The organism is Shewanella phaeophyticola (assembly GCF_025398315.1).
Classification (GTDB): domain Bacteria; phylum Pseudomonadota; class Gammaproteobacteria; order Enterobacterales; family Shewanellaceae; genus Shewanella; species Shewanella phaeophyticola.
In genome coordinates this window covers 730,203-755,752 of sequence record NZ_JAODOQ010000001.1, presented here as the reverse complement: position 1 = coordinate 755,752, position 25,550 = coordinate 730,203, and the positions used below count along the sequence as shown (strand labels likewise).

General features: G+C 39.7%; 21 protein-coding genes and 1 pseudogene. All 22 read right to left on the bottom strand.

Annotated features, from left to right (window positions below; genetic code table 11):
• Positions 1–58: 58 nt before the first annotated feature.
• Positions 59–1,465, bottom strand: a complete 1,407-nt coding sequence (gene cysN, locus N4T56_RS03585) for a sulfate adenylyltransferase subunit CysN (protein ID WP_261732248.1) — start codon at positions 1,463–1,465, stop codon at positions 59–61.
• Between the two features lie 102 nt (positions 1,466–1,567).
• Positions 1,568–2,476 (bottom strand): sulfate adenylyltransferase subunit CysD, encoded by a 909-nt coding sequence (gene cysD, locus N4T56_RS03580; RefSeq protein WP_188919074.1) that lies wholly within the window; start codon positions 2,474–2,476, stop codon positions 1,568–1,570.
• Positions 2,477–2,692: 216 nt separating this feature from the next.
• On the bottom strand, positions 2,693–3,178 hold the full coding sequence (locus N4T56_RS03575) for a hypothetical protein (protein ID WP_261732247.1): 486 nt from the start codon (positions 3,176–3,178) through the stop codon (positions 2,693–2,695).
• A complete protein-coding gene (locus tag N4T56_RS03570; RefSeq protein ID WP_261732246.1) occupies positions 3,178–3,564 on the bottom strand; it encodes a glycosyltransferase in 387 nt (128 codons plus the stop codon). The genes N4T56_RS03575 and N4T56_RS03570 overlap by 1 nt, the downstream gene beginning before the upstream one ends.
• A 255-nt stretch (positions 3,565–3,819) precedes the next feature.
• Positions 3,820–4,473, bottom strand: a complete 654-nt coding sequence (locus tag N4T56_RS03565) for a glycosyltransferase (RefSeq protein WP_261732245.1) — start codon at positions 4,471–4,473, stop codon at positions 3,820–3,822.
• A gap of 120 nt (positions 4,474–4,593) precedes the next feature.
• Complete coding sequence (locus tag N4T56_RS03560) at positions 4,594–6,381, bottom strand: glycosyltransferase family 2 protein (protein ID WP_261732244.1); 1,788 nt, start codon at positions 6,379–6,381, stop codon at positions 4,594–4,596.
• 24 nt (positions 6,382–6,405) lie between these two features.
• Complete coding sequence (locus N4T56_RS03555; protein ID WP_261732243.1) at positions 6,406–7,323, bottom strand: hypothetical protein; 918 nt, start codon at positions 7,321–7,323, stop codon at positions 6,406–6,408.
• Between the two features lie 549 nt (positions 7,324–7,872).
• The gene (locus tag N4T56_RS03550; RefSeq protein ID WP_261732242.1) at positions 7,873–8,595 is read right to left on the bottom strand and encodes a sulfotransferase; all 723 of its coding nucleotides are present in this window, start codon (positions 8,593–8,595) and stop codon (positions 7,873–7,875) included.
• Position 8,596: 1 nt separating this feature from the next.
• The gene (locus N4T56_RS03545; protein ID WP_261732241.1) at positions 8,597–9,598 is read right to left on the bottom strand and encodes a hypothetical protein; all 1,002 of its coding nucleotides are present in this window, start codon (positions 9,596–9,598) and stop codon (positions 8,597–8,599) included.
• Between the two features lie 2 nt (positions 9,599–9,600).
• Complete coding sequence (locus N4T56_RS03540; RefSeq protein WP_261732240.1) at positions 9,601–10,818, bottom strand: glycosyltransferase family 2 protein; 1,218 nt, start codon at positions 10,816–10,818, stop codon at positions 9,601–9,603.
• Positions 10,811–11,371, bottom strand: a complete 561-nt coding sequence (locus N4T56_RS03535; RefSeq protein ID WP_261732239.1) for a hypothetical protein — start codon at positions 11,369–11,371, stop codon at positions 10,811–10,813. The genes N4T56_RS03540 and N4T56_RS03535 overlap by 8 nt, the downstream gene beginning before the upstream one ends.
• Before the next feature lie 20 nt (positions 11,372–11,391).
• Complete coding sequence (locus N4T56_RS03530; protein ID WP_261732238.1) at positions 11,392–11,805, bottom strand: hypothetical protein; 414 nt, start codon at positions 11,803–11,805, stop codon at positions 11,392–11,394.
• 4 nt (positions 11,806–11,809) lie between these two features.
• The gene (locus tag N4T56_RS03525; RefSeq protein ID WP_261732237.1) at positions 11,810–13,828 is read right to left on the bottom strand and encodes a rhamnan synthesis F family protein; all 2,019 of its coding nucleotides are present in this window, start codon (positions 13,826–13,828) and stop codon (positions 11,810–11,812) included.
• Positions 13,828–14,895: an HAD family hydrolase gene (locus N4T56_RS03520; RefSeq protein ID WP_261732236.1), complete on the bottom strand. Its 1,068-nt coding sequence runs from the start codon at positions 14,893–14,895 to the stop codon at positions 13,828–13,830. The genes N4T56_RS03525 and N4T56_RS03520 overlap by 1 nt, the downstream gene beginning before the upstream one ends.
• An 854-nt stretch (positions 14,896–15,749) precedes the next feature.
• The gene (locus N4T56_RS03515) at positions 15,750–16,916 is read right to left on the bottom strand and encodes a nucleotide sugar dehydrogenase (protein ID WP_261732235.1); all 1,167 of its coding nucleotides are present in this window, start codon (positions 16,914–16,916) and stop codon (positions 15,750–15,752) included.
• Positions 16,917–17,552 (bottom strand): hypothetical protein, encoded by a 636-nt coding sequence (locus N4T56_RS03510; RefSeq protein WP_261732234.1) that lies wholly within the window; start codon positions 17,550–17,552, stop codon positions 16,917–16,919.
• An 89-nt stretch (positions 17,553–17,641) separates the two neighbouring features.
• The gene (locus tag N4T56_RS03505; RefSeq protein WP_261732233.1) at positions 17,642–20,368 is read right to left on the bottom strand and encodes a glycosyltransferase; all 2,727 of its coding nucleotides are present in this window, start codon (positions 20,366–20,368) and stop codon (positions 17,642–17,644) included.
• A 36-nt stretch (positions 20,369–20,404) separates the two neighbouring features.
• On the bottom strand, positions 20,405–21,262 hold the full coding sequence (locus tag N4T56_RS03500) for a hypothetical protein (RefSeq protein ID WP_261732232.1): 858 nt from the start codon (positions 21,260–21,262) through the stop codon (positions 20,405–20,407).
• Between the two features lie 73 nt (positions 21,263–21,335).
• The gene (locus N4T56_RS22360; protein ID WP_315903002.1) at positions 21,336–21,542 is read right to left on the bottom strand and encodes a hypothetical protein; all 207 of its coding nucleotides are present in this window, start codon (positions 21,540–21,542) and stop codon (positions 21,336–21,338) included.
• Entirely contained in the window at positions 21,529–21,786 is a 258-nt protein-coding gene (locus tag N4T56_RS22355; protein WP_315903001.1) for an NUDIX domain-containing protein, read from the bottom strand. Before N4T56_RS22355 ends, N4T56_RS22360 begins: the two co-directional genes overlap by 14 nt.
• A 488-nt stretch (positions 21,787–22,274) precedes the next feature.
• Positions 22,275–23,233: pseudogene (gene fcl, locus N4T56_RS03490) on the bottom strand (GDP-L-fucose synthase).
• 9 nt (positions 23,234–23,242) lie between these two features.
• Positions 23,243–25,501: a glycosyltransferase family 25 protein gene (locus N4T56_RS03485; protein WP_261732231.1), complete on the bottom strand. Its 2,259-nt coding sequence runs from the start codon at positions 25,499–25,501 to the stop codon at positions 23,243–23,245.
• Between the last annotated feature and the right edge of the window lie 49 nt (positions 25,502–25,550).

The following is a 25,550-nucleotide window of genomic DNA, read 5'->3' as shown; positions in this document are numbered from 1 at the left end:
AAAAACAGGCTGTAAGTTTCCTTACAGCCCGATATTTTAGCGACAAAACATTCGTTAGTTAACGAATAACTTTGGCATCCCAATGAGGATAATGCTTACGTACCAGTGCATTAAATTCAACTTCAAAAGCAGAATACTGGCTATCAGACTTGCTAGACTTAGCATCTAATGGCTTACGTATCATGCCAGCACCCACTGTAACATTGGTTAAGCGATCAATAATAATAAATGCGCCAGTATTGCGATTCACATCATACTCGTCAAACTGCACTGCAGCAGTAAGCGCAAAATGGCAATTACCAATTTCGTTTAAATTTAACTGTGAGGCTTCTTGCTGCTCAAGTGTGTTTACGTCAACTTTATAATTAACCGTTTCAACATGGCCAAATACTGACTTACTGCCCACCTTAATCGCATATTCACGATCAACGTGCAGTGCTTCTTCGGTCATCCACACCACATCGGCTTCAAAGTGGCTAGAAGAATGCGGCTTTTGATGAGGACGAACCAGCATGTCGCCACGGCTCACATCAATTTCATCTTCTAATGTCAAAGTGATTGCCATACCGGCGCTGGCTTTTTCAATATCACCATCAAAAGTCACAATAGATTTAACTTTGCTTTCTTTGCCTGATGGCAATGAAGCAACCGTGTCACCTACACGAATATCACCCGCACCTATCGTGCCGCAGAAACCACGAAAATCAAGATTTGGACGGTTGACATATTGCACCTGTAGTCTAAAAGCATCGCTTTTAGCACGGGTAACCGATACCGTGTTTAATAGTTTCATTAATGTAGAACCAGGATACCAAGGCATCTTATCGCTCTCATTAACAACATTATCACCACGTAAAGCAGAAATAGGTACAAAGCGCACATCTTCAAAAGACAAGTCTTCAGCAAACTCACGGTAGTCTTTTTTAATGTTCTGATAGACCGATTGCTCGTAATCTACCGCATCCATTTTATTGATTGCGACAACAACATGCTTAATGCCTAATAAAGAACAAATGTAGCTATGACGACGAGTTTGAACTTGCACGCCATGGCGAGCATCAATCAAAATAATCGCCAAGTCACAAGTCGAGGCACCGGTAGCCATATTGCGCGTATATTGCTCATGGCCAGGGGTATCAGCAATAATAAATTTACGTTGTTCGGTAGCAAAGTAACGATACGCTACATCAATGGTAATGCCCTGTTCACGCTCAGACTGCAAGCCATCAACCAATAACGCTAAATCAAATGCTTCATCTGTGGTATTAAAGCGCTTAGAATCTTTCTCGATGGCAGCCATCTGATCTTCAAAAATCATTTTGCTGTCAAACAATAAGCGACCAATCAGAGTAGATTTACCATCATCAACACTACCGCAAGTTAAAATGCGTAGCATATCTTTGTTTTCATGAACTTTTAAATAAGCTTCAATATCCGAAGCAATTAGAGCTGTACTTGTAGACATCTGTATATCCTTAATCTTGCATACTCCCAGTGTTTACTGGGTCATAAAAATGTTTTGTTTGTTTACATAAGCAACAAACAACAAAAATTACGCCAATGAAAACTAGAAGTAACCTTCCATTTTTTTCTTTTCCATTGAGCCAGCAGAGTCATTATCGATGACGCGACCTTGACGCTCAGATGTCGTACATAACAACATTTCTTGAATAATTTCTGGCAAGGTTTGCGCAACAGATTCAACAGCACCTGTTAATGGGTAGCAACCTAATGTTCTAAAGCGAACCATTTTATTTTCAGCAACTTCGCCTTCGTTAAGCTCCATACGTTCATCATCAACCATGATCAATGTGCCGTCACGCTCAACCACAGGACGTTCTTTAGCAAAATATAACTCAGGGATTTCAATCCCTTCTAAATAGATGTATTGCCAAATATCCAACTCAGTCCAGTTCGATAATGGGAACACACGAATACTTTCACCTTTATCAACTTTACCGTTATAGATGTTCCATAATTCAGGACGTTGATTTTTAGGGTCCCAACGGTGCTTGCTATCACGGAATGAATACACACGCTCTTTCGCACGAGACTTCTCTTCATCACGACGTGCGCCGCCAAATGCAGCGTCAAAACCATGCATATCAAGGGCTTGCTTTAAACCTTCAGTCTTCATGATGTCAGTGTGCTTAGCACTACCGTGCACAAATGGGCTAATGCCCATCTCTAAACCCCGTGGGTTTTTGTGCACAATCAAATCAAAGCCATACTTTTTAGCCATTTGATCTCTAAACTGGATCATTTCTTTAAACTTCCAGTTTGTATCAACATGCATCAACGGAAATGGAATTTTACCCGGGTAAAATGCTTTGCGCGCAAGGTGCAACAACACTGAAGAATCCTTGCCCACTGAATACAGCATCACTGGATTATCAAACTCTGCGGCCACTTCTCGCATAATATGAATAGATTCGGCTTCAAGTGCTTTTAAATGGGTCAATCTTTCTTCATTCATGTGTTTATTCAAATCCTAAATTAATCAATATCCATGTTGAACAAGCGTATGTGCCGGTTCAAATCGTATTTTTACAAAACGAATAACTGACGTAAATCTCATTTTCAACGCATTTATGGCGACAATTTACCATATATACGGACGTTTTTCTTGATAAAAATAAAAAAACTAACTCACCAAAATCATCATTTTGAACTTAGTTAGTCCAAAAATGTATCAATGAGGCCAATGTTTGTTATAAGCACCTGTTCGGCCTAATAATCCGTCCCAAATACCTCTAACCATGTACGTAAAACGTTTACGTTTATTGGTTTGCATGACGCTATTTAAAAAGAACCTTATCGGCATAAAAAACAAACAACGAGCTTTCCAATATGTCGGCACATAAGGACGACGGCTTAACAGTAAAATATTTCTAAACTGATAATACAATCTTATCGGTGCGCCTACTTTGTATGTAACGCCAATAAATTTGCTTCTTGAGTCACCTAAACGGTGGATCATCTCAACTTGCTTCGCTCGCGCTATCGACAACCCCATACTGCGGGCACGCCAACACCACTCATGGTCAACGCCATCAATAAACAGCGACTCGTCTTTTAAACCCACCTCATCAATGGCACTTAAATCAATCATCATTCCAGAAGCAATAATCTGAGTGACACCGACTAATTGTTCGTAGTCAAACACTTCACGCTGCACTAAAGAGCGCACCCCTTTATCAGAAAAAGAGCAATGTATCCTAGGCCAATGGCCACAATCTCTTGTTTCATCGCTTTAGACGCTTTAAGTAAACTACTTAGGTTAAACACCATATCAGTAGGGATTAAACTGTCTTGATCAAGTAATATCGCGTACTCACAACCAAGCTTAAGCAAATGAATTAACCCTGCATTATGAGCAGCAGCAATGCCAATATTTTCAGGAAAATGCAGATAGGTGTAATGCTCAATCACTTTTTTAAAGTTATGCGGCTTCGGGCTATTATCAATAATAATAACCTCTTCGGTTTGCCCATACAGACGAGTTAACAAACGTTCTGTTAACGCTAAATCTGGATTGTAAACAACAAGAATGGCGCCAATCATGGCTAATGATGTCTCTTCAAATTAAGTAAAAAACGATCGCACTTATACGCAAATTTTATGCCCCAAGCTGGCATCATTCGCAACGTTAACACCAATAGAGCATAACAATAGTTCTGTATCGACCGCTGAGACAAAAGCTCCATAGCCAGTAAACGCGCTTTAAACTCGTTAACCGACTTACCTCTACCACGACGCTTATAAAAGCCGTTAATGCGCCTAAAGTGCAACAATGGCTCGCGCACATTGGCAAACTTTTTACCGTTCTGCGGCTAGCGCAATCCATAAAAAATAATCTTGGGTATTTAACATCTCAGGTAAATAGCGGTGCCCCTGCTCAAAAACAGAAAACCGAATCGCAACAGTAGGATGGTTAATAGGACAACGGCGAGAAAATGACTTAAGTAACTTAGAGTGAGTTAAGGGTAAGCGGCGGATCCCAGCTCGATTGCCATGTTCATCTATTTCCCACAAAGCCGAGCCTAACACATCAACATCAGGATGTTTTTCAAGTAAAGTAATTTGCTTTTCAAATCGATGCAATACACAAATATCATCAGCATCCATCCTGAAAAAATATTTAGGCATTAATGGAAGTGTCATCTCAATGATATAATTCATGCATACACTAAGGCCACGATTTACCAAACCATGCACAAGTACAAAATTACCATGTAGCTTCTCGGTTTTAGACAAATACAGAGAGATGTCATCAGACACATTACCGTCTAGTACTACCACCAATAAATCGGGTGCCATCGTTTGATTCAGTACACTCTCAACGGCCTGCTTAACCCATGCTAACTGGTCATTGATGTATACAGACATGCCGCATACCGTGTCAACCTTGTCTGGCAAAGGGAAAGATGATTGCACAATAAACTGACTATTTGACGCTAGGTTCTGACTCATGTGATCTCGGTATAAAATAAAAAAACCTAAAAATAGTCATCTAAAAGACATACTAAATCGGTCATAAAAAAGTGTAGATTACATAAAAAACACGATGAAACACCAACCAACCATTTAAAATCAATCACTTATAAAAAAATCTTTAATCCCAAAATTTTCACGTCTCAGGGTCAAATTAGGATTATAAGCCGGATCAGCAGCAATCACATGCTGCCAATGAGTCTGTAAATAAGACAACTCACCTTTAAATCTTAACACTTTTTCAGGGGTATCTTCATGTCCGCGAGAAACAGACTCATGATGATACAACACCGCCTCTGCACAATACAGATTTCGTCTGCCTAGCTGCAATACTTTCAAACACAAGTCTACATCATTAAATGCAATCGCTAAGTCTTGTTCGTTCAAGCCACCTACAGCCCAAAAATCAGCAGTGGTGATCAATAAACAAGCTGCGGTGACCGCACTATAGTTATGGCTCGCCACCAAACGGTTCATGTACCCAAAGTGATCAGCAGGAAAATACTTGTGCGCATGCCCTGCACCACCACCATAGCCCATCACCACACCTGCATGTTGAATTCTGTCATCCGAAAACAGCAATTTTGCCCCAACACAGCCAATATCATCTCGTAACACATGGCTCACCATATCCCGTAACCAGTCAGGCGAAATCACTTCAATGTCGTTATTCACCAGCGCTAACACATCACCGTTTGCATGCTTAGCAGCAAAATTGTTAATGGCAGAATAATTAAACGCTTTATCGTAATCAATAACACGAATTTTGGGGTGTTTATCTAGCTCAACAAAGTAGTTTATACAGTCAATGTCATCAGAACCATTGTTTATCAACAAAATTTCATAATTAGAATAAGTCGTTTTTTGTAAAATAGAATCAATACAAGCTTTTACAAGTTCCATTGCATTTTTCGTCGGAATAATAATCGACACTAAAGGCGATGATGGCAACTTCCAGCGCAAGGTTAATGTAGGCAAATTTGAAGCAATGATATCGGCAAATGGCCGATATGCATCTGCCAGTAATGGGGCAGCTAAATTAAAAGGGGCGACATTTTCTGGGCGAGACACTAATACCAGTGGAATATGCTCAATGCGTTCCTCATTACCATTGACATAACACAAGCATAAAAACTGACTGATTAAGAATGGGGTTAATCGGCATGACTGGCCAACATGAGCCTCAACACGACTTAATTTATCAACCCACACGCCCGAACTCACATACCCTGCAGTAAGCTGTAAATCAGGGTTCCAGTCAGGTTTAAAATCAGGAAAGCTTCGGCTACCGGCGCTATCACAAACATCACTATCCACATAAGCAATATGAGTTGCAGGGGTAATCAATTTAGGTAGCAAGGTACATAAAAAAGGGGCGACCACATCGCCAGAAAACAACATAAAGCAGGGCTGATGAGCCATATCATAAGGCACTTCACTTAATGCGGTAATCAGGCTAAAGTCGCAATCAAGATGCTGGCTAAGCACAGCCATCAACGCAACAGTATCTTGTGTATCACACCATACCAACACATTAGCAAAAGCAGTATGTTGCTCAGCAATACTGGTTAATGTTGTTTTTAATGCTTCAGCATCAAAGGAAGGCACACAAATTAATACATTGTTGGGCGTAACATTATCCCAGAGCGACTCAGGCGACGGAACGAGCTCTGTAATTTGGTGTTGTTGATATTGTTGGTATGCAGTGTAAGAGCGTGTCAGCTCTTCCATGGTTTGCAACTGATAAAGCAAACCACTTTTATGCAAATTACGGCTATACGCCGCCACTAATTTAGGGTGATTTTTTGCCCATAATACCCAAGCTTTAGGGGTGACACTCATCACCGACTTGGTAAGTTTAACCAGTAACTTTCTGACTATTTGCAACTACAATATCCTTATCGACGCGCATTAATCTTCGCGCTTTTGATTACCGATTTTACTCTCGTAATACTTCATTTTAGCTCTAATCAAAGAACCATTAGGCCTAAGTTGTTGAGCACGATTCATTAAATGGTAAGCCAAACCTATATCGCGATTTTTTTCTGCTATTATGGCAACTTCACGCAATAAATCAGCATCGCTAAACTCATCGGATATATTTAACTTTTCTCTTAAACGATCAACGTCTGCAGTTAAATGTTCAGAATCATCATTAGCAACTGAATGACCTAAAAGTGATTTAACAAAGTTGATTAGTCGTTGTTTAAACATTGTTGTATTTGACACCTCTGATAGCGTATAACGGCTCACAAAATACTGTCCAAACTCACTCTTAAAGCAAGCATGATAAGACATTAAATAAAGTGAATGACATATCATTTTATATAATTTGATATCGTTTTCGTGAACATAATCAGCGACAACTTTAAACTGCTCAAAGCTCAACTTTTGCTCAATATAAGGTTTCGATATACTTCCCCCCACATCACGCAACAACCTATCACCCTGATTAACATTGTGTTTTTTACAAAAAAGGGTTAAATACTCACAAGCTTGAAACTTATACCGTTCAAAAACAGCTTGATCTAACAAAGTAAACTTTTGTAGTGACGAATTAAATGCCTGCAGTAACTTGTCGGCTTGCAAAGCAAGAGTCGGTGAACAAAACACATTGAGCCATCGTTTGAATTCCAAAGCTTCAAAAGAATAAGACAAGTTTATCTGCTTCACGACATTACTGGGCGCCTCAATAGACAGAACACTATAAAAATCAGTAATAATGCTACCACCTTCAAAGCCAGATGAACTGTATGAACGCAACATAAATCTATCTGCTGAATATTGTTCTACTAACGAATCCAGTTTCGCTAAATAAAAGCGCGGCAATGTTGCTCGTCTGGAGATAGGTTTAATATGATGGTGTCTTTTTACAGATTGATTATACAAAGACTCGAAACTGTCTAATGGGTTGCGTATATAGGCAATAAAACGTGCTGTTGGTATTAAATCAACAAGGTCACTTAATCGCTCGAAAAAAATTCAGAGCTAAGCAACAAAGTATGCATATTTGATGTTTTACACTGTGAAACCAGCTCAGAAAACTTAGTTTTGCTCAGGGCGCGTTCACCATCAATAACGTCATAGATACTATTAACATTACCAGAGCTAATACCATTGATATCGGTGGTATGTTTTGGATAATAAATACCCAAACTCGCTAAACGTTCACTATCATTTTGCAAACAATATTGAATAGCCGATGTTCCGGTTTTCGGCGGCCAATATGGATAAGCACATTAAGGGTCATAACTTGAAGCCTGAAATTATTCCGCTCAGCATTTTATGCAAATCATAATCGTTCTTTGTAACAATAAACATCATCAACCAACTATCATCAAACGACTACAATCAAAAAAGTTTAAACGAAAAGCGAGATTACTTACTATTTATCAACGCTTGAATCATCTCAGTATACCCTAAACGTTCAACCAATTCGGCATCAAGATTAGCCATAACAAAAGACATTGCATCAGCATCAAAATTATCCATATAAGTATTATCTAAATAAGCACTCGCCTTAAACTTTTTGTTTGTTTCCATGTCTTTAAGGCTAGTATATTCTTGCTTATCATTCATTCTTTTTACTTCGTTCTTCGGCACAACAAAGGTTTGTTCTTTAGCCGAAATCCCCAATTTGTTTGCAAGTTTACTTGCAGTTGCTTTAGGGTGTTTAAGCAACATTTCATACCGAACATGAATAAGGTCTTTACTCGACTGATAGTTCCAGTTCATGGCATTCCACAGCTCTACAGGCGATGAAAATCTTAACTGGACAGAATTTGGGTTACTACCATCAAAAATAATAATTCTGCTCTTAACAAAATCACCAAAGTCCCGTTCAGCTTTAATATTTAAGCGGGCACTGACAAAATATTTATGTAACGAAACTAGGAATGAGAAAGGATTTTTAGTGACAAAATAAGCCGCATCATACGACACATCATAAGTCACTGCAGAGTCATTTGAAATAATAGGGAGAAATCCATGCTTCCATCCCAATAAATTGTTGCGAACCTCACATTCAAAATTAGACTCTAAAATCGATTTAGAAAAATTTGTGCCGCTTCTAAAACAACCTAATACCGCTATTTTTTTCATATTAACTCTTTATTAACTGGCTTTTATACTGGGCAATTTTCTTTAAAATCATAGAGCCTTTAGGCCTAAAAACTCGCGCCTTTTGCATTAACGACATGGCTAAACTAAGATCTACAGACTCCATCTTTAAAGCGCAATCCCGATAAAAATCAGCCGCCTCTTTTGCATTTTCAAACAGTTTAGGCTGATTTATCGCTTGCGCAAGATAGTGGCCGTCACCCATGACTTGCATAAAATCGTTAGACCGAATGATATCACTAAGCTCCGGGTAAGCCTGTAATATTGCATTAAACACTTTAACATTACGGTCTTCAACATTGGTGGTTAAATATAATGCTGTTTCTTGTGTGTTTTCGATTAATTTAAATTTTTCTGAATACTTGCGTGCAAGCAATACCGTCTCAGTGCCATTTAACATCGCCATTGCTTTAAACCAAATATCATCAGCATTTTGTGCGATATCAGAAAACACATCAAACTGAATTACATCTGCATGTAAACTACCCACCGGATAAAAAACACCGCCATAACCAATTGGCATAATAGCAAACGGTGCCGATAAGGTGGCGTCATTTTTAACTAATGGCCATTCAGAATAACTTGCAAACAAACCTTTTTCGCCACGTTTAATCACTCGGCCACGGCTGGCAACAATCGCTTTTGGGTGCGCTATATGGGCGTTAACAAAAGCTTCCACTACATTTGCTGGGATAATAATATCATCATCAAAGGTAATAATGTGGGCATCAGGAAATGCCATTAATGATGGCACAAGTTTTTTATAGCTTTTATAATTAGGGCAAAAACGAACTTCAAACAACTCATCTTCAAGTGCTGCTAGCGCTTGCGGTAACTGCCGGCGACTTAACTCAGTTTCATCAAGCCATAACACAATTTTATCCACTTGATACGTTTGCTTTTTAAGCGATTCAACGACAAGATGCACTACATTAATGCGCTCTGCATAAGAGGTTAATGAGATGATGATAGGATTAGCTTTCATCGTTAACGCTCCTTTGTAGCGGATAAAGACGACTTTAATTGTACTAATTGGTCTAATCTTTTATTAATCAGCGGACCATTCGGCCTAATCTTTTTAGCCAACGATATAATGTTAATCGCTTCATTAATATCTTGCTGTTGTGCATCACTAGATAGTCGTATTAATAAATCAACATTATTGGGTTCTAATGCAATCAATTTGGATCTATATTGCTTAAATGCCGTTAATACGTGTTCATCGGTCACACCAGAAAATAACCTCATCATCAAGGGATAATCTTGTGATAAATGATTGTCTATATTGTCAATCGAGTGCTGGTAGCGATCACACACAAATTTTTCAGCTTCAACAACGAAAGAGGCACTATCGATAGAGTCAATAAAATTAGCATAACTGGACTGATATTCAGCAAATGTAGGCTCATCTAATACAACCCGACAAGACTTAGCAGTTAATTTAGGGTAACCACGTCGGTTACTTTTATAGGCAAAGTTATCCCCTGGGCGTCCACGGTACAACAACGACACATACTCATACTGTGAGCGATGTGCCCGATGATAAATAAAACTCGACTTTAAGGAGTTAACCGATTTATCAAGCGCTTGCTCAATTTTATCTTGCCCTTTAAACACTGATTCATCAACGAGCAGCGTATCAATGGGCTGTGTAAATAAAGGTAAATGATGGCGAAACTCTTTAATACCGATATTGACTGGTAATAAGGTTTTAACCAGTGGTGACAAATTACCTGTCAATGTCAAAGGCAATCGGCTAAAAGGGGCAGCTGCTGGTGTACAATCGTTTATCCACTCAAATGCAACAGGAGTGGCTTGTGGGTAACGGCCAATAACCTCATGTATTGATGAAGTTAATCCATCCAAGATTAAAAACTCATCAATATCTAAAAAGAATATATGGGTAAAACCCGCTGCTTGTTGGCAGTCATACATGGCTTTAGCATAGGTAATAAACTGAATATGTTTACTTGCTCCGCTGGGGCACCAATCAATCCAATCAGCATACTGCCAACTAACATTAGGGTAATGCTGGCTGATGCTATTCAATACAGCTTCACTGTTGTCCGTGGTGCGATTAATAAAAATCTCAATGTCATCAAAACCCAAAAATAAATGATGATGAACCCATTCTGGAATATAAGCCGCTTCGTCTTTTGCAATCGCCACAAGCTTGACTTTTGACTTTACAATAGAGTTAGACATTTTTTACTTTCTCATTTAGCTGGTCAGCTAATTCATTAAGTAAACTAAATGAATCTTTATTCAACAACCAATTCTCTCTAACAATACAAATTTTATTTTTATAAACATTATTGTCAAAGTTAACAAATCTATCACTAAACTTATCAGACATTATTCTTTCAACACGTTTATCAATAAAGTAATCACCTACAGATAATTCAACAAGCATAGTTTTCATTATATTTGTTAGCTTTACCAATATTTCGCCATCTAAATCAGAATAATTTTCTAGATATGTTTCCCTAACTATATTACCAACAAGATTATATTTTTCAGCCATCAATGAATTTAACACTCTAATTATCTCTGTGTCATATGGATTCAAAGACACATTAGAGGAAATCTTACTTTTAGACCCATCCAAATATTCAGGTTTATACTCACAACCAACAATAGAAAAAAACGATGCTAATAAATTATTATCTGCACACGATTTATCATAATCAATCAAATGAACATTATCATGTCCAAATATATTAACAAATCGACTCACCTGAAGATCAGCAGACAGCATGTAGCTTTGTCCAGGCTTAGCTAAATGCTCGTGGTAAAACTCAAAAAAGAAATCGATTGGCCATGTTTAACAACCTCTTGCCAAATTGAATACATTTTTAAACTTGAACGGCGCCAACTATAAATAACATTAACGTCAAACTCATTAAAATAACTTTTTAAGTATTTAAAATCGTCCACGGAGAATGTAATAAAATCCTCACTCGATAATAATATATTTGAATTAATATCGTTAAAGAAGTCGTGGTCTAATTGTGTTAGCGCTCTATCTTTTATAAGATCTCGCAAGTGGTGATGACCAAAAATTCGAACATATTTCTTAGGATAAAATAAACCATTTCTAAATAATTCGGATTGATTATCTAGAAAGACTTTCTGAATAAGTGTTGTTCCAGTCTTATGAGGATCAACGTGCAAAAATATTTTTCGTTTCATAATACTACTCACCTAAAAAAGGAAAACGGCCAAAATCGCTGACCAACGAATCCCATTTTAGGATCTGTGTTTCATTTAAACTTAACTCACCCTTAAATGGGTGCGCCCAACCTGCTGCATGCCATTTGTCTAGCGGGTTTAAAATATGAAAATTCTGCAAACCGAAGTCGCCTGCAATTTGGGCGTCAGCAACGGCATTGTCGCCCACATGAATAAAGGTTTTTCCTTCTGGCAGACTGGCTTTGATGTGTTGCCATAGTGTGCCGTTGTCTTTTCGCTTACCTAACTCACTCGACACAAGTAACTCATAACCTGCGCTTAAGCCAACTTTAGCGAGCATTAAAGCCACCTGGTCTAGGGTATAATAGGTGTCAGACGCGACAGTTATTTGCTTGCCTTTTAACAGCAGTTCATTAAATAAATCAACCATTTCATCTTTGGGCTCAATCATTTCAAGGTCATAAGCAAACTCTTGCTCAGCATACTGGCTTGATTGAGATTCAGACCAACCAAGTTGACTGCCTAAAAGAGCATAAGTTTCAAAAATAGTGACGTCGCCGACAAAGTTTTTTGCTTTACGTACCTCAAACTCAGCTTGATTTCGCTTGGCAACAAACTCATGAGCGTCATTAACCACACCTTGAGACACCAATGCTTTACCGAGCAATAGCTTGGCATAATCTGGCACAAAGTAACGTCTGCGCACTAAGGTATCAAAAACATCAAAGCTGATATGGTCAAAACCACTCAGTTGATTGCGCATCCCTTCTTGGCTATTAACATATTGCGCCAATATAAAACTGTCATCAAAGGTAAACTGACCCGTTGTTGGGTAATAAAATAGTTGTTGATAACCATTTTTTTCAGCCAGCAAACCTAACATTCGCTCTAAAGCATGTAACTCTGAACCGTCATTAGGCAACGGCTCGGCAGGAAAATCATCATATTGGTATTGTTTGCCTAACAATTGCTTTAAGGCATCAGGTCTTGCCCAAAACATACCACCTGCAGGATAGGCTAAAAAATCTTCAGCAAGCTCTACGCCCCATTCTTTGGCCATTTTTTGTGCATGAGGTTTATTTTTAAGCCAATGATTAACCCAGTTAGGCATCATCCAAAACGATGTGGGGTAATAAATGCCTGTTTTTGGCGAATCACGAAAATGATTTAGCAGCTGTTTAATCACATGCTGATCATTAAGTAAGTACTCACCTAAGTAATCTGCCCACTGAGTTTGTGCACGCCCAGAATAAAGCGACTTTTTGGAGTGCATGTGGCAAAACAAGTCGTAGGCTTGTAAATCTTGCGCAAACTCTACCAGCATAGAGCCAAAGTTGCGGCCATGATTGGGCACAACCTTTACCTTAACTTTGTTGACTTTACTGCATGCGGCAAATTGCGTTTGTGCGTTTTCGACTAAATCGTCACTGCTTACGCTCACAAACACATCAACAGACTGCGGGAACTTTTCGAGTGATTTGCAGTAATAGTCAATAAATTCTCCATAAAACACGTGAAAACACATGGCGATTTTATGCTCAGTGGCGTCTCCGTCAGCCGTGGTTTCGATTGCTTTGGGGTGCCACTTTGGCGTTGCTGGAGGCGACATGCGCCCTTCTGCTTTACCATGGCTCATGTAGTGGACTAACGCTTGCTCACCTTGTAAATAAATATCGGTATTACACTTGTAATACAACTCCGTATCAAAGGCGGGGCTTGGGTTAACACACGAAAACGCACCTTTTGTTAAATAATCTTCAAAGGCTTCTTGTTCACAGGTAAATACCCGGCACTGGTTAGCGCTATACCAAGCATAGTCAAATAATCCCTGAGCTTTAGCTAAATTAAGTAAGTGTTGCACTTCTTCTTGAGTGTAACCTTTTTTGTCGGTATTAAGTTTAGCGTAGGCTCGTGCACTCAGTCGTCTGTCGACACTTTTTGCTACACGAAAGAGTAATGGTTGCTGCTTAACAAAGTTAAATAATGCAGGCATTTTTGTTTTTACGAACTGTTTATTAATCATTATGCTAAACCAAAAAATTGAAGGGCATTGACCGTGCCGTTGCCGGTGACGTCATCATCAATATCAAAAATATGTGTGACACCACGAGGAACTATATTGGCTTTACTTAAATAACTGCCTAGGAGCATTTCAAGCTCTTCAGTCTCAAAAGTGATACCGTGCTTTGCACTGTGCTTACAATAATCGAGCGTACCTATCATCACTTGTTCTAACTCATGAAAATAGCGTTGCGAAGCCACTTTTCGACCATAATAAAAATCAAACTGAGTGGGGTCGAAGGTATTTAACCGAATGCCTCTAAACTGGCCAAAAGGCGCAGTCAGCAACGACTCTAAAAACATTGACCTATCGAGTGGTAAGTAACCATCACCAATTTTCACATTTTCTTTTAAGTAACCTTGCATGGTCGCATTGTGATTATCGATGACGTGTTCACCAGGATTTGACGAAATCAAATAATGTCCGTGTGTATCTTTATCCAGTAAGATCCCTAACAAAGATTGAATAGTGCCAGAATAGCCGAGGTCGACTAAATGCAAAGTGTCTTGCTGGATAACACCTAAGGTGTCTAAGTAACTCAAGTAGGCTTGCTTGCTTGGCGTGATAACATCGTCGATTCGATCTTTGTGCTGATTAAGCGTATCGATAATTTTCTTTCTGTCTTCAGGCAGATAAACCAATTCTTGGGTAATCTCTTCACCAAAAATTTGTTTTATTTGGCTATCAGATAACAAAAACCGCGTGCGGATGAGATCATAAAAGGCACCGCTAAAGCTGCTTTTCAATGAATAAGCATAACTGCGGCTATCGCTGAGTAATATTTTAAACAGAAAGGCACGCGAAACGAGTAAATAATGGCTTTCACGTTGTATGTCAGCACCACAAAGATAGTGCTTGTAAGCTTGTTGTAACCAATAACCTTCACGGGCTAAGAAATACAGCGGAGCTTTTTCTGGCACATTTTTAACTAAGTTTTGTGCAAAAAAACTCAGCAACGGCCCCATAAATGTTGTCCCAAAAGACGTAAAACGTGCTTCGTGCACTCTTGATTCGGTTACATTTGCCATTATTAACGAACACCATGATGTTTATGACTAAAAAAATATACTCACCAGGACACAACAACTATCTTACAGACAATGGCTTCAAATCCCTGAAATTAGGTAAGTAGTGTATGTTGCAGGCACAATGAAGTAAACATGAACATGTATTACTGTGGGTATAACCATTCACTACTGCTGATTTTACGTACAAAGTGACGGCTTTTTTGAAGCACAGCCACCTTTCAGCGCAGCCACCTTGCAGCACAGCGTCCTTTCAGCACAGCGTCCTTTCAGCGTAGCGTCCTTTCAGCGCAGCGTCCTTTCAGCGCAGCGTCCTTTCAGCGTAGCGTCCTTTCAGCGCAGCGTCCTTTCAGCGCAGCGTCCTTTCAGCGCAGCGTCCTTTCAGCGTAGCGTCCTTTCAGCGTAGCGTCCTTTCAGCGTAGCGTCCTTTCAGCGTAGCGTCCTTTCAGCGTAGCGTCCTTGCAGCGTAGCGTCCTTTCAGCGTAGCGTCCTTTCAGCGTAGCGTCCTTGCAGCGTAGCGTCCTTTCAGCGCAGCGTCCTTTCAGCGCAGCGTCCTTTCAGCGCAGCGTCCTTTCAGCACAGCGCCTTTCAGCGCAGCGCCTTTCAGCGAAGCGACCTTTCAGCGTAGCGTCCTTTCAGCGTAGCGTCCTTTCAGCGTAGCGTCCTTTCAGCGCAGCGCCCTTGCAGCGCAGCGCCCTTGCAGCGCAGCGCCCTTGCAGCGCAGCGCCCTTGCAGCGCAGCGCCCTTGCAGCGCAGCGTCCTTGCAGCGCAGCGTCCTTGCAGCGCAGCGTCCTTGCAGCGCAGCGTCCTTGCAGCGTAGCGACCTTGCAGCGCAGCGACCTTTTAGCAAAGCGTCCTTAATCACTACCAAATAAATCGCGGGTGTATACTTTGTCGGTTACATCGGCAATCAAATCGTCAATACGGTTTGCCACAATCACATCAGCTAGGGCTTTAAACTCATTAAGGTCATTGACGACTTTGGAGTGAAAAAACTCAGGCTCGGTCATCACAGGCTCATAAATCACCACTTCAATTCCTTTTGCTTTTATGCGCTTCATAATGCCTTGAATCGCAGAAGCCCTAAAGTTGTCAGAACCCGATTTCATCACCAAACGATATATGCCAACCACCTTAGGGTTTCGGCTCAAAATTGAATCGGCCACAAAGTCTTTACGAGTGCGGTTTGCCTCAACAATGGCACCAATAATACTGTTAGGCACATCAGCATAGTTAGCACGTAATTGTTTAGTGTCTTTTGGTAAACAATAACCACCGTAACCAAAAGAAGGATTGTTATAATGGCCACCAATACGCGGATCTAAACTCACCCCTTCAATAATTTGTCTGCTGTTTAAACCATGGCTTTCTGCATAGCTGTCTAACTCGTTAAAGTAGGCAACACGCATGGCAAGGTAAGTATTAGAGAACAGCTTAACGGCTTCCGCTTCTGTCGAGTCAGTAAACAACACTTCGATGTTATCTTTTTTTGCCCCCTGCACTAATAAATCAGCAAACTGTTTAGCACGCTCTGAGCGCTCACCCACAATAATACGTGACGGATACAAATTGTCGTGTAGTGCTTTACCCTCACGTAAAAACTCGGGTGAAAAAAGGATATTGTCAGTATTAAACTTCTCACTAACATTTTTTGTGTAGCCAACAGGCACAGTCGATTTAATCACCATAACCGCGTTAGGGTTAATCGCTAATACATCGCTAATCACCGCTTCAACCGAACTGGTATTAAAGTAGTTTGTGACTGCATCGTAATCTGTTGGTGTGGCAATAATCACAAAGTCAGCATCTTGGTAAGCTTGCTGTTTGTCTAATGTCGCACAAAAGTCTAAATCGACATTCTCTAAAAAGTATTCAATTTCGGTATCAACAATCGGTGACTGTTTATTATTTAGCATGGTAACTTTATCAGCCATAATATCTAACGCGACAACGCTATTATGCTGCGCTAACAGCATCGCATTAGACAAACCAACATAGCCTGTACCTGCAATTGTAATCTTCATTTAACACCCTCGATACGATAGGTAAACTGCACAAAAAAAATTATTCCGACTGTAGTAACTTGCGATACTCAACCACTTTATCACGAATAAAAGGCCTTCTGGGCGCGCCTTGTGAGCTATCTCCATCAACCTTAAGGCTTTCGGTAAATCGGTCTTCTCGATATTAACCGCATGATCACGAATAAAATCGACATCTTGCTGGCATTCTATATCGTCAAAAACCACTTTGTTGATGTCAATTCTCGCGGGAGGTGTCATCCGCAAAAAACGATATCCACGATTAACAATATTATCTATTTGCGGTTGAGTAATCGCCTCAAATGCACTTAAAAAGGCTTGCTTGTCTTGATTATTCGCAACAACGCAAATCGCCTCTCTTTCAAGAGCATTAATTAATTGACTGCGACGTTGTGCAGCAAAAATAGTCGCTAAATCTGTACTTAATTGTATATGGTTATCGCCAACCACCTTTTGAGCTAAAGGCGTAAACCCTTTGGCTGTTAAGCGCATAAACCACTGCTTATTTAAATCGTTTACGCTAACAGATACCGTTTTATCAGCATCTAACGTTATTTTTTTAACAAATAATAAATTCAATGCTGAACATATTGCTTTATCTTGTAATCTGTTCGGCATAATTTTTACCGCTGCCGAAAGAATTTTTTTGTTTATCATTTAAAAATATCCATTGTACTAATATTCTGCTCCCAAAAGGCTCTAGAACCCTAGTAACTGTTCATCCCTAAAAACTCAAATACGGTTCGCATTTTGTTTCGGCCTTGCTCAAAAGAATACTGCTCAGCGGCTAATATCCGTTGGTTATGAGATAATCGGCTCCACAGAGATTTGTCATTATTTAACGACAATATATGCTCCACCCACAGTTGTGGCGTCTCAGCAATAAGCGTGCTGATGTTATGGCTTAAGCCTGTGCTTTCGGCGGCAATTGGCGACAACACACTAGGCAGCCCATACGCTGTAGCCTCAAGCACTTTGCCTTTAATCCCGGCACCAGACAATAACGGCGCAATAAATACTTTATGGCGCTGAAAAATCGCGCTCAACTCTTCCACATAACCAACAAACTTAACTTGCGGATGGTGATATTGTGTAAAGGTATTAGGCATATTGCTACCGTAAAAATACACCGTAACACTTGGGTCTTCGTCTACTAATAAAGGGAAAACCTGAGTCATAAAATAATCAACCGCGTCTACGTTCGGTAAATGGCGATATCCGCCTAAAAAGGCAATCCCCTCTCTGCTTTCAAACGATGCCGGTGACGGTTTTTCATCCAATACCCATGGGCATTTAAAGATATTGTCTTGCCTTAACACATGCGAGGTAATCACTGCGTGTTCAGTGTCATTGTACGACAACACGGCATCCGCTTTGCTGATCACATCAAGCTCAAGCCGTTTTGTGTTTAAAGCATTCGCTAAAGCTTGTTGAGTATGCTCTGGCGTAGATTGCATGGCTAAAGCGGATCGAATCTCACGCAAAAAGTGTAAGTCGGCATTATTAAAAATAATCGGTAGGTTTGGCGCGGTTTGTTTTAAAAAATCAATAAAATGAGTCGCAACATTATAACGGGTGATATAAATCGCACTCAGCTCCGGCAAACGCTGACAAATCGCATCGCCTAATGTGGGGTAATATGGTGCATAACACACCTCTACCCCTTGCGATTGTAACTGAGCGGTATAGCGATCAGACTCAACAAAGTTCATCGGCACAAAGATAACCTTGTAACCTAAAGACTGTATTAATTTAAGCTCTTGCAGCGCAGCATACGAGCCAGCATCTTGGTCTGGTGATGGTGTCTGAATATCTAACATCATCACTGTGCCCAATACTGCCTGGCCTGTCACCACTGAAAGCGTTGACTGTTCGGCAAACTGTTGCCTACTCTGTTGTAACAACGTCGGGTTAATGAGCGAAACGAATGGCTTATTAACATTAGGCTCATTGTGGCAATAATCTTGGGTTTCACACACCTCAAGCCCAACCCTGCCTTGCTGTTTAAACGCTAACTGCCAATAAAACAACACATCTTCAATGCTCTGGCAGTGAGACGGAATTGATTGTAAAGATAGGTCATACTTGCGGTAAGCCGTCGCCGTGCCAATCGCAAAATCAATCGCTTTGACAAAACACTTACGGCTGTCATTAGCAGAATATCGGTGCGGGCTGTCAGTCAGTTCAGTAGGCATTTGAGCAGACATTTGAGTAGAGAGTTCGCTCAGTACCCCTGAGCTGTCAACCAATAACCCGGTATCATCAACAAGGCGTTGAGCGGCAAAACCGACATGTTCAATCATCAATGCATTAACCAAACGGTCAATACTTGCTATACCCAATTCGCAATGGCTTGGGCAATAAACAATATATTCACCTTTAGCTCGGCTTAATAGTGCCGTCATTATTTCTGCCAAGCTTGCTTGCGCAGCAATATCTACATTTACGATGTTATTAGCATGATTGTTTATGCCGTTGTTGTTTAACACATGGCTTAGACCTACAACCTCGTAATCGTCATTAGGCATACTGAGACACAGCGACGCTAATAACTTGCTTAAATCTGCAGTGACATTATCACTGTCATTCATTCTGCCATTAGCACTTTTATTATCACAGAAAGTGAACGGTAAAATAATGCTAACCCTAGGCTTAGTGACATGTGGAAAACTAACACTATTGGGGCTATTCTGCGTTAAATGGTGATACGCATTAATCGCATTTGCACTGTCTAAACCATCCGCAGCAACAGCGTTAATTTTGTTTGCAAGTAATGCTAATCGATTGGTATTAATACAACCTTTTTGTTGACGACTTTTTTGAACCACATCAATAGGTTCTGCCACTAAGGGCAAGAGTTCAATATAATCGCCCCACACAAAACAAGGTAAGCCATTAACAGCTAAACGAAAAAAGCCAGCAGTTAGCCAGCTAAATTGTGGTGGTATGGTCAGCGTAAATTGATGATTGCCAGCAGCAACTTGAACCATGCTTGTTGTTAAAAGCTGTTCATTGCAATACAAACTCAGCTCAAGTTCACCCTCTTCGGTGCTTTGGCAAACAAACTGAAGTTGGCGAGGTTGGCATGCCAGCAGCTCGATAATAAAAGGCGGCTCACCCGCAGAAATAGCAAAACTTGCATTTGCTATCGGTAAACCTTGTTCATCAATGAGTGACAAGGTTTTACCAGCCAATGCATGCAGGGGTAAATCAATTGGCGTTGAAAAACTACAATGCCCAGAGCCCAAACCCGCTTGTTTAAGATCTTCTCTAAACAAGTTAGCAATGCCCTGAGTGACTACATTATCATTGAGGCAAACATAAAAACTCGCTGCCACATCTGGGGTTAAAGGATTAAACACCCAGCCCAATAACCTGCCAGAGTCAAGCACATCAATGTAGCCCATCACTGGGCTTTGTTGGTTTTCTAACATAACGGTTGTCACCACTGCGTTGAAATAAATGAGCCGTTATTTAACGTAATGGGCTGTTAATACTTTTTCTAACACACTCATACGGGCAGAAAGTTCAGCAATATTGCTCATCGCCACATTAACAACCGTATTCATTGAAGTTTGTTCGTTTTCAGCAGTAGCAGACTCAATTTGTTCAGCAATGCGTGCAGCTTCTGCTGCCACTAATTGTTGAAAATCCCCCAACTCATTCGCAAACTTAGCTAAAAACTTGGCTTTTTCTATCTCTTGTGCACTGGCTTGCAACTCTATCGGAGCCACAGGGCTCAGTAAGCCATCCACGTACACGTTACAGCTCACTAATTCAGCTGGGAAGTTGGCTTTATTTAGCGTTAAACTAAAACCGTAGTTACCATCACCAATATTCGCCTGCAGCAAATCGTCACGAAATACATCGGCAACACCATGAGCAAGTACTGTGTCATTATGTTTTAGCTCTACCACAACACGGCGCTCATCTTGATTCACATGACGACACCAACCAATCACTTTATCCTTGTCTACGGCATCAACATAACAGGTATAGTCGTCTACACTTGGCACATTTAACGCTAAAGGATAAGCTTGCTCGTTAACCTTATGGCCGTCGATGTACACATCAACCTGGCTAATATCTTCTTTTAATACTGATGGATTAGGCACTATCGAAAAGGCTGAATCACCAAAGCCTGCTGCCGCTAAGTCTTCACGCGCCGCATCAGCGACGGTTTGCCATAATAAGGTAGACCCAGAATAAATTTCGATTTTGGCTGGTGTGTTTTTAGCCTCTTTATTGAATGCCCAACCAGAAATCATCTCAGCAGACACAATATCAATATGAAACTGATATTGCTGTAACGGCGCTGGTGCAGTCATTTGTTGTTTTAATTTTTTTCAATTTTTTTAAGCATAATTTAGTTGCTCTATCTAATATGTAAGTCATTTAATATTAATCAATATACCATGCACTGTGCTTATGCACATCGTCACGACTGATCATTTCTTCACGGGTAAACCAACGATATTGTTGATGTTGTTGGGCTGGTAATGCCGCTAAATCAATATCTAACCGTATTTTATATCCTAATACAACATAATGCGTTGAAACTTCATCACCAAACACACTATCGGTATAAAAATGCTCAAACGGCTCCAAGACACACCGCCTGGTTGCGGTTTATTGTAACCCCTAACTCTTGTTGACCAAGTCGAGAAAATGCGTCATCCAACGTCTCATTTTTTAACACTCGTCCACCTGGAACAAACCAATAACCCTGAGCAGGCTTATTGTTACGTAAGCCTAATAGAAATTGCCCTTGGGAGTTTTCAACAAGTAAATCGATAGACACTAACGGGGTTGAATCAATAACGGTTGTAAAAGTATTTTTATCTAAGAACATAAATGACCAACTAGAAAGTAACAAGTAACAAGTAACAAGTAACAAGTGACAAGCGACAAGCGACAAGCGACAAGCGACAAGCGACAAGCGACAAGCGACAAGTGACAAGTGACAAGTGACAAGTGGAAAGTAACAAGTAGCAAGTAGCAAGTAACAAGTGGCAAATAGCAAGTAGCAAGCGACAAGCGACAAGCGACAAGCGACAAGCGACAAGCGACAAGTGGCAAGTGGCAAGTGGCAAGTGACAAGCTGCAAGTGACAAGTGACAAGTGACAAGTAACAAGTGACAAGTAACAAGCGACAAGTGGCAAGCGACAAGTGACAAGCTGCAAGTAGCAAGTAACAAGTAACAAGTAACAAGTGGCAAGTAGCAAGTAACAAGCTACAAGCTACAAGCTACAAGCTACAAGCTACAAATAATAAGCGACAAGCACTTTGAGCAAGGCTTTTATTTGAACATTCAATGAATGAGTTAACAAATAGCGGGATTACCCGCGAAAGTTATCTTGATTGGCTAAAAACCATTCATAAGCATCTTTTAATCCGGCTTCAAGGCTATACGAATATTGCCAGCCTAATGCGGCCAGTCTATCAACATTCATTAACTTACGTGGAGCGCCATCGGGTTTTGTGGTATCCCAAACAATGTTGCCATTAAACCCTGTGACTTTAGCTACCGTTTCAACTAATTCTCTAATAGTACAATCAACACCAGTACCGACATTAATGTGGCTTAGCATTGGTTCAGTGTTGGCATCATAAATGGTTTTATCCAGTTCCATAACATGAATAGAGGCTGCCGCCATGTCGTCAACATGTAAAAACTCACGCATCGGCTTACCACTGCCCCAGGCAATCACTTCACTGTCGCCACGAAGTGCCGCTTCATGAAAACGGCGCAATAATGCAGGGATAACATGAGAGTTTTCTGGATGAAAGTTATCGTGCAGCCATATAAATTGGTTGGCATCACGCTGCGATAATCAACCCCATATTGGCGATTATACGATTCACATAACTTAATACCGGCAATTTTAGCAATGGCATATGGCTCGTTGGTTTCTTCTAATGTACCAGTTAATAAGGCCGTTTCTTGCATTGGCTGGGGCGCTAACTTAGGGTAAATGCACGATGAGCCTAAAAATAATAACTTTTGCACACCGGCTTTATAAGCACCATGAATGATATTGCATTCAATCATTAGGTTTTCATATATAAACTCAGCAGGGTAAGTATTATTAGCATGAATGCCCCCAACCTTTGCTGCAGCGAGATAAACTTGATCGATACCTGAATCAGCAAAAAAATCAGCTACCGCTTGCTGATTGGTTAAATCAAGCTCTGTACGGCTACGAGTGATAATCTCAACATCACCACGTTTTTCTAATTGGCGAACTATCGCCGAGCCCACCATGCCACGATGGCCTGCTACAAATACTTTTTTCATCTTATTTCTCTAATATTCAGGAATGTTAAAAGCGGGTTTGTTAAATACAATTTTGGGTAAAGCATCTAAACTTTTGATAAAAAGTGAAGTACAAGACGGAAAATGAGCTCCAGGAACCGTCCCAGAAAAACGTATTTGATAAAAACCTTGTTCGATTAGATATTGATAACCTTCAAGATAATCACTTCGATTAGAATTATCAAAAATAATAATGCCATTATCAGACAATTTTTGGATAGCAAAATAGCAACAAAGCCTTCGCGCCATTCCATCAATAACAATACAGTCAAATTTACCAGGTTGGCTTAATATGGATGATGCATAACTGATAAAATCCTTATCATTTAAACCTCTTCGTGTGACTTTGTCCGAGTCATACTCAAATGAAGTTCTTGGATTGTTACGTACGAAAGTTTCATAAATTTTTTGTGCATTTGGGCTGTGTTCAGTTAACGCTATACGAGGAAAAACAATATTAGGTAAAAATATTTTTTTTGAAATTTTTTCCACCCACACAGAGTCATGATCAACACTGACCACCTGATAGACACGATCCTGCCACCATAAAGAAGAATTGCCACACCCAAACTCAAAAACCCGAGTGTTTTTGGTAATAATACTCTCAACAAATTCAATAGCGGGATAAGTCCACCAAGGTAATGGGTTGCCCAAAGTATCAACGGGCATACATAACTCAGCAGACTTATTCCATCCACGTGGCTCTAATGTGAGCTTACTGAATTTTTGAGTATCTGAATCAATCTTTTTTTGCACAATAGTTGCGTGTTCTTGATCTGTTAAAAACTCATCATAACCATATTTACGACATAATTTATTAAGTTCTTGTCGTAATCCTACATTAATACTTAAGATATCTTGGTATGTTAAGTGTTGTTTATCGTAATGTTTACCTTTATATTTCTTGTCTTTATTTACATTCTTTGATGGCAAGCTTTTAGGATCAACAACAGAATCTACTAACTTATTATTCAATAAATATTCATATAATTTTGTTTGTTGGTCTTCAACTCTAAACGTTAGATGCGGGTTTTGATTTTCAATTATTTTATTCCAATAAACATAACTTGCAACGGCTTTATCAATTGAACACTCATATTGATTTATATCAACATCAAATTTATTGATAATATGTTTGCGTCTAAACCCATTAGATATCTCTGAATGATTATCGTCCCTGATTATACTAGAAATAGCATCTAACGGAGATCTAACATGGTGAATAATATGTTCAAAATATTTAAAGTCTCTATTTTTTGCACCATCATTACCAGCGAAAGGGTACTGATCAAAAACAGCAAACATCCAAGAGCAAATCCCATCCGTTAATAACTGCTCGTGCCCAACATTTTGTTTGAATGCTTTCAGCAAAGAAGCTGTATAACCAGAGCCACATCGTGGGTGGCCTAAAGCTAATATAGGGTATACAGTTGTATGTTTTTTATGTTGAAGTAATCGCTCTTGCGCAATATCAAACTCAGTTGATTTTTGCATATTGTCTAACATTAAATAATCTAACCTAATTTGCTTGGGATGTATAAGGGACTCAACTTCACCCGTGCTCCAAGACATCTCGTAAAAGATGGGTGGAAAAGCCGTTTTTGAATTTATACTATTACATATTACTTTATGCTGATAAATATCAACTGTCGTATCAATTCGAGAAAAACGTTCAAGTAATAGCTTGGCCATAAGCTGATTAATTGCATGAGCAGGATTAGACATTCTTACAAGACTAGCATCGAAGTCAATCTGTTTTGATGATTCATGCTCATCAGACAAAGCCCAACCAAAACGGAGCAACATAGGTTTTTCAGATAAGAGCTCAGATTTAATATGCAGTTTTTTCTTAATATAAGTCTCGGTATGCTGAGTAGCCAAATCAGAAATTATAATGTCATCTTCAATAATAAGCACATTTGTTATTCCTGTCTCGACAACATACTCCCATAAACTAATGTAACTTAAAAATGTAGCAACCTGAGCGGGTATAAGCGTATTATTACAATCGTTTTTTCCGCAAGATAATTCACCACATCTAAAACAATTGGGGAATTGCTTTACTTTTTTCTCTAAATAATACTTTTCTACAATGGGGTCATCAGCATTAATCGCATCAAAAAACTGTAAATTTTTAATATTATGCAGTGATACTAACTCATTAATATGAATCCTTCGATCATGTGAGCGTACCAGTGATAAGCACAAGACATGATCAAATTGGTGAAAAAATTGAGTAATAAAGCTCATATAATATTCCAACTCGTTAACAAAAATGCCAACTCGAAGTTGGCATTAA

Coding starts and splice junctions, on each gene's coding strand:
- N4T56_RS03505 (WP_261732233.1), bottom strand. CDS start 20,368: ATGTTAGAAAACCAACAAAGCCCAGTGATGGGCTACATTGATGTGCTT.
- N4T56_RS03510 (WP_261732234.1), bottom strand. CDS start 17,552: ATGCCGAACAGATTACAAGATAAAGCAATATGTTCAGCATTGAATTTA.
- N4T56_RS03530 (WP_261732238.1), bottom strand. CDS start 11,805: ATGAAACGAAAAATATTTTTGCACGTTGATCCTCATAAGACTGGAACA.
- N4T56_RS03485 (WP_261732231.1), bottom strand. CDS start 25,501: ATGAGCTTTATTACTCAATTTTTTCACCAATTTGATCATGTCTTGTGC.
- N4T56_RS03535 (WP_261732239.1), bottom strand. CDS start 11,371: ATGCTGTCTGCTGATCTTCAGGTGAGTCGATTTGTTAATATATTTGGA.
- N4T56_RS03545 (WP_261732241.1), bottom strand. CDS start 9,598: ATGAAAGCTAATCCTATCATCATCTCATTAACCTCTTATGCAGAGCGC.
- N4T56_RS03565 (WP_261732245.1), bottom strand. CDS start 4,473: ATGAGTCAGAACCTAGCGTCAAATAGTCAGTTTATTGTGCAATCATCT.
- N4T56_RS03550 (WP_261732242.1), bottom strand. CDS start 8,595: ATGAAAAAAATAGCGGTATTAGGTTGTTTTAGAAGCGGCACAAATTTT.
- N4T56_RS03515 (WP_261732235.1), bottom strand. CDS start 16,916: ATGAAGATTACAATTGCAGGTACAGGCTATGTTGGTTTGTCTAATGCG.
- N4T56_RS03500 (WP_261732232.1), bottom strand. CDS start 21,262: ATGACTGCACCAGCGCCGTTACAGCAATATCAGTTTCATATTGATATT.
- N4T56_RS03520 (WP_261732236.1), bottom strand. CDS start 14,895: ATGGCAAATGTAACCGAATCAAGAGTGCACGAAGCACGTTTTACGTCT.
- cysN (WP_261732248.1), bottom strand. CDS start 1,465: ATGTCTACAAGTACAGCTCTAATTGCTTCGGATATTGAAGCTTATTTA.
- N4T56_RS22355 (WP_315903001.1), bottom strand. CDS start 21,786: ATGTTCTTAGATAAAAATACTTTTACAACCGTTATTGATTCAACCCCG.
- cysD (WP_188919074.1), bottom strand. CDS start 2,476: ATGAATGAAGAAAGATTGACCCATTTAAAAGCACTTGAAGCCGAATCT.
- N4T56_RS03570 (WP_261732246.1), bottom strand. CDS start 3,564: ATGATTGGCGCCATTCTTGTTGTTTACAATCCAGATTTAGCGTTAACA.
- N4T56_RS03525 (WP_261732237.1), bottom strand. CDS start 13,828: ATGATTAATAAACAGTTCGTAAAAACAAAAATGCCTGCATTATTTAAC.
- N4T56_RS03540 (WP_261732240.1), bottom strand. CDS start 10,818: ATGTCTAACTCTATTGTAAAGTCAAAAGTCAAGCTTGTGGCGATTGCA.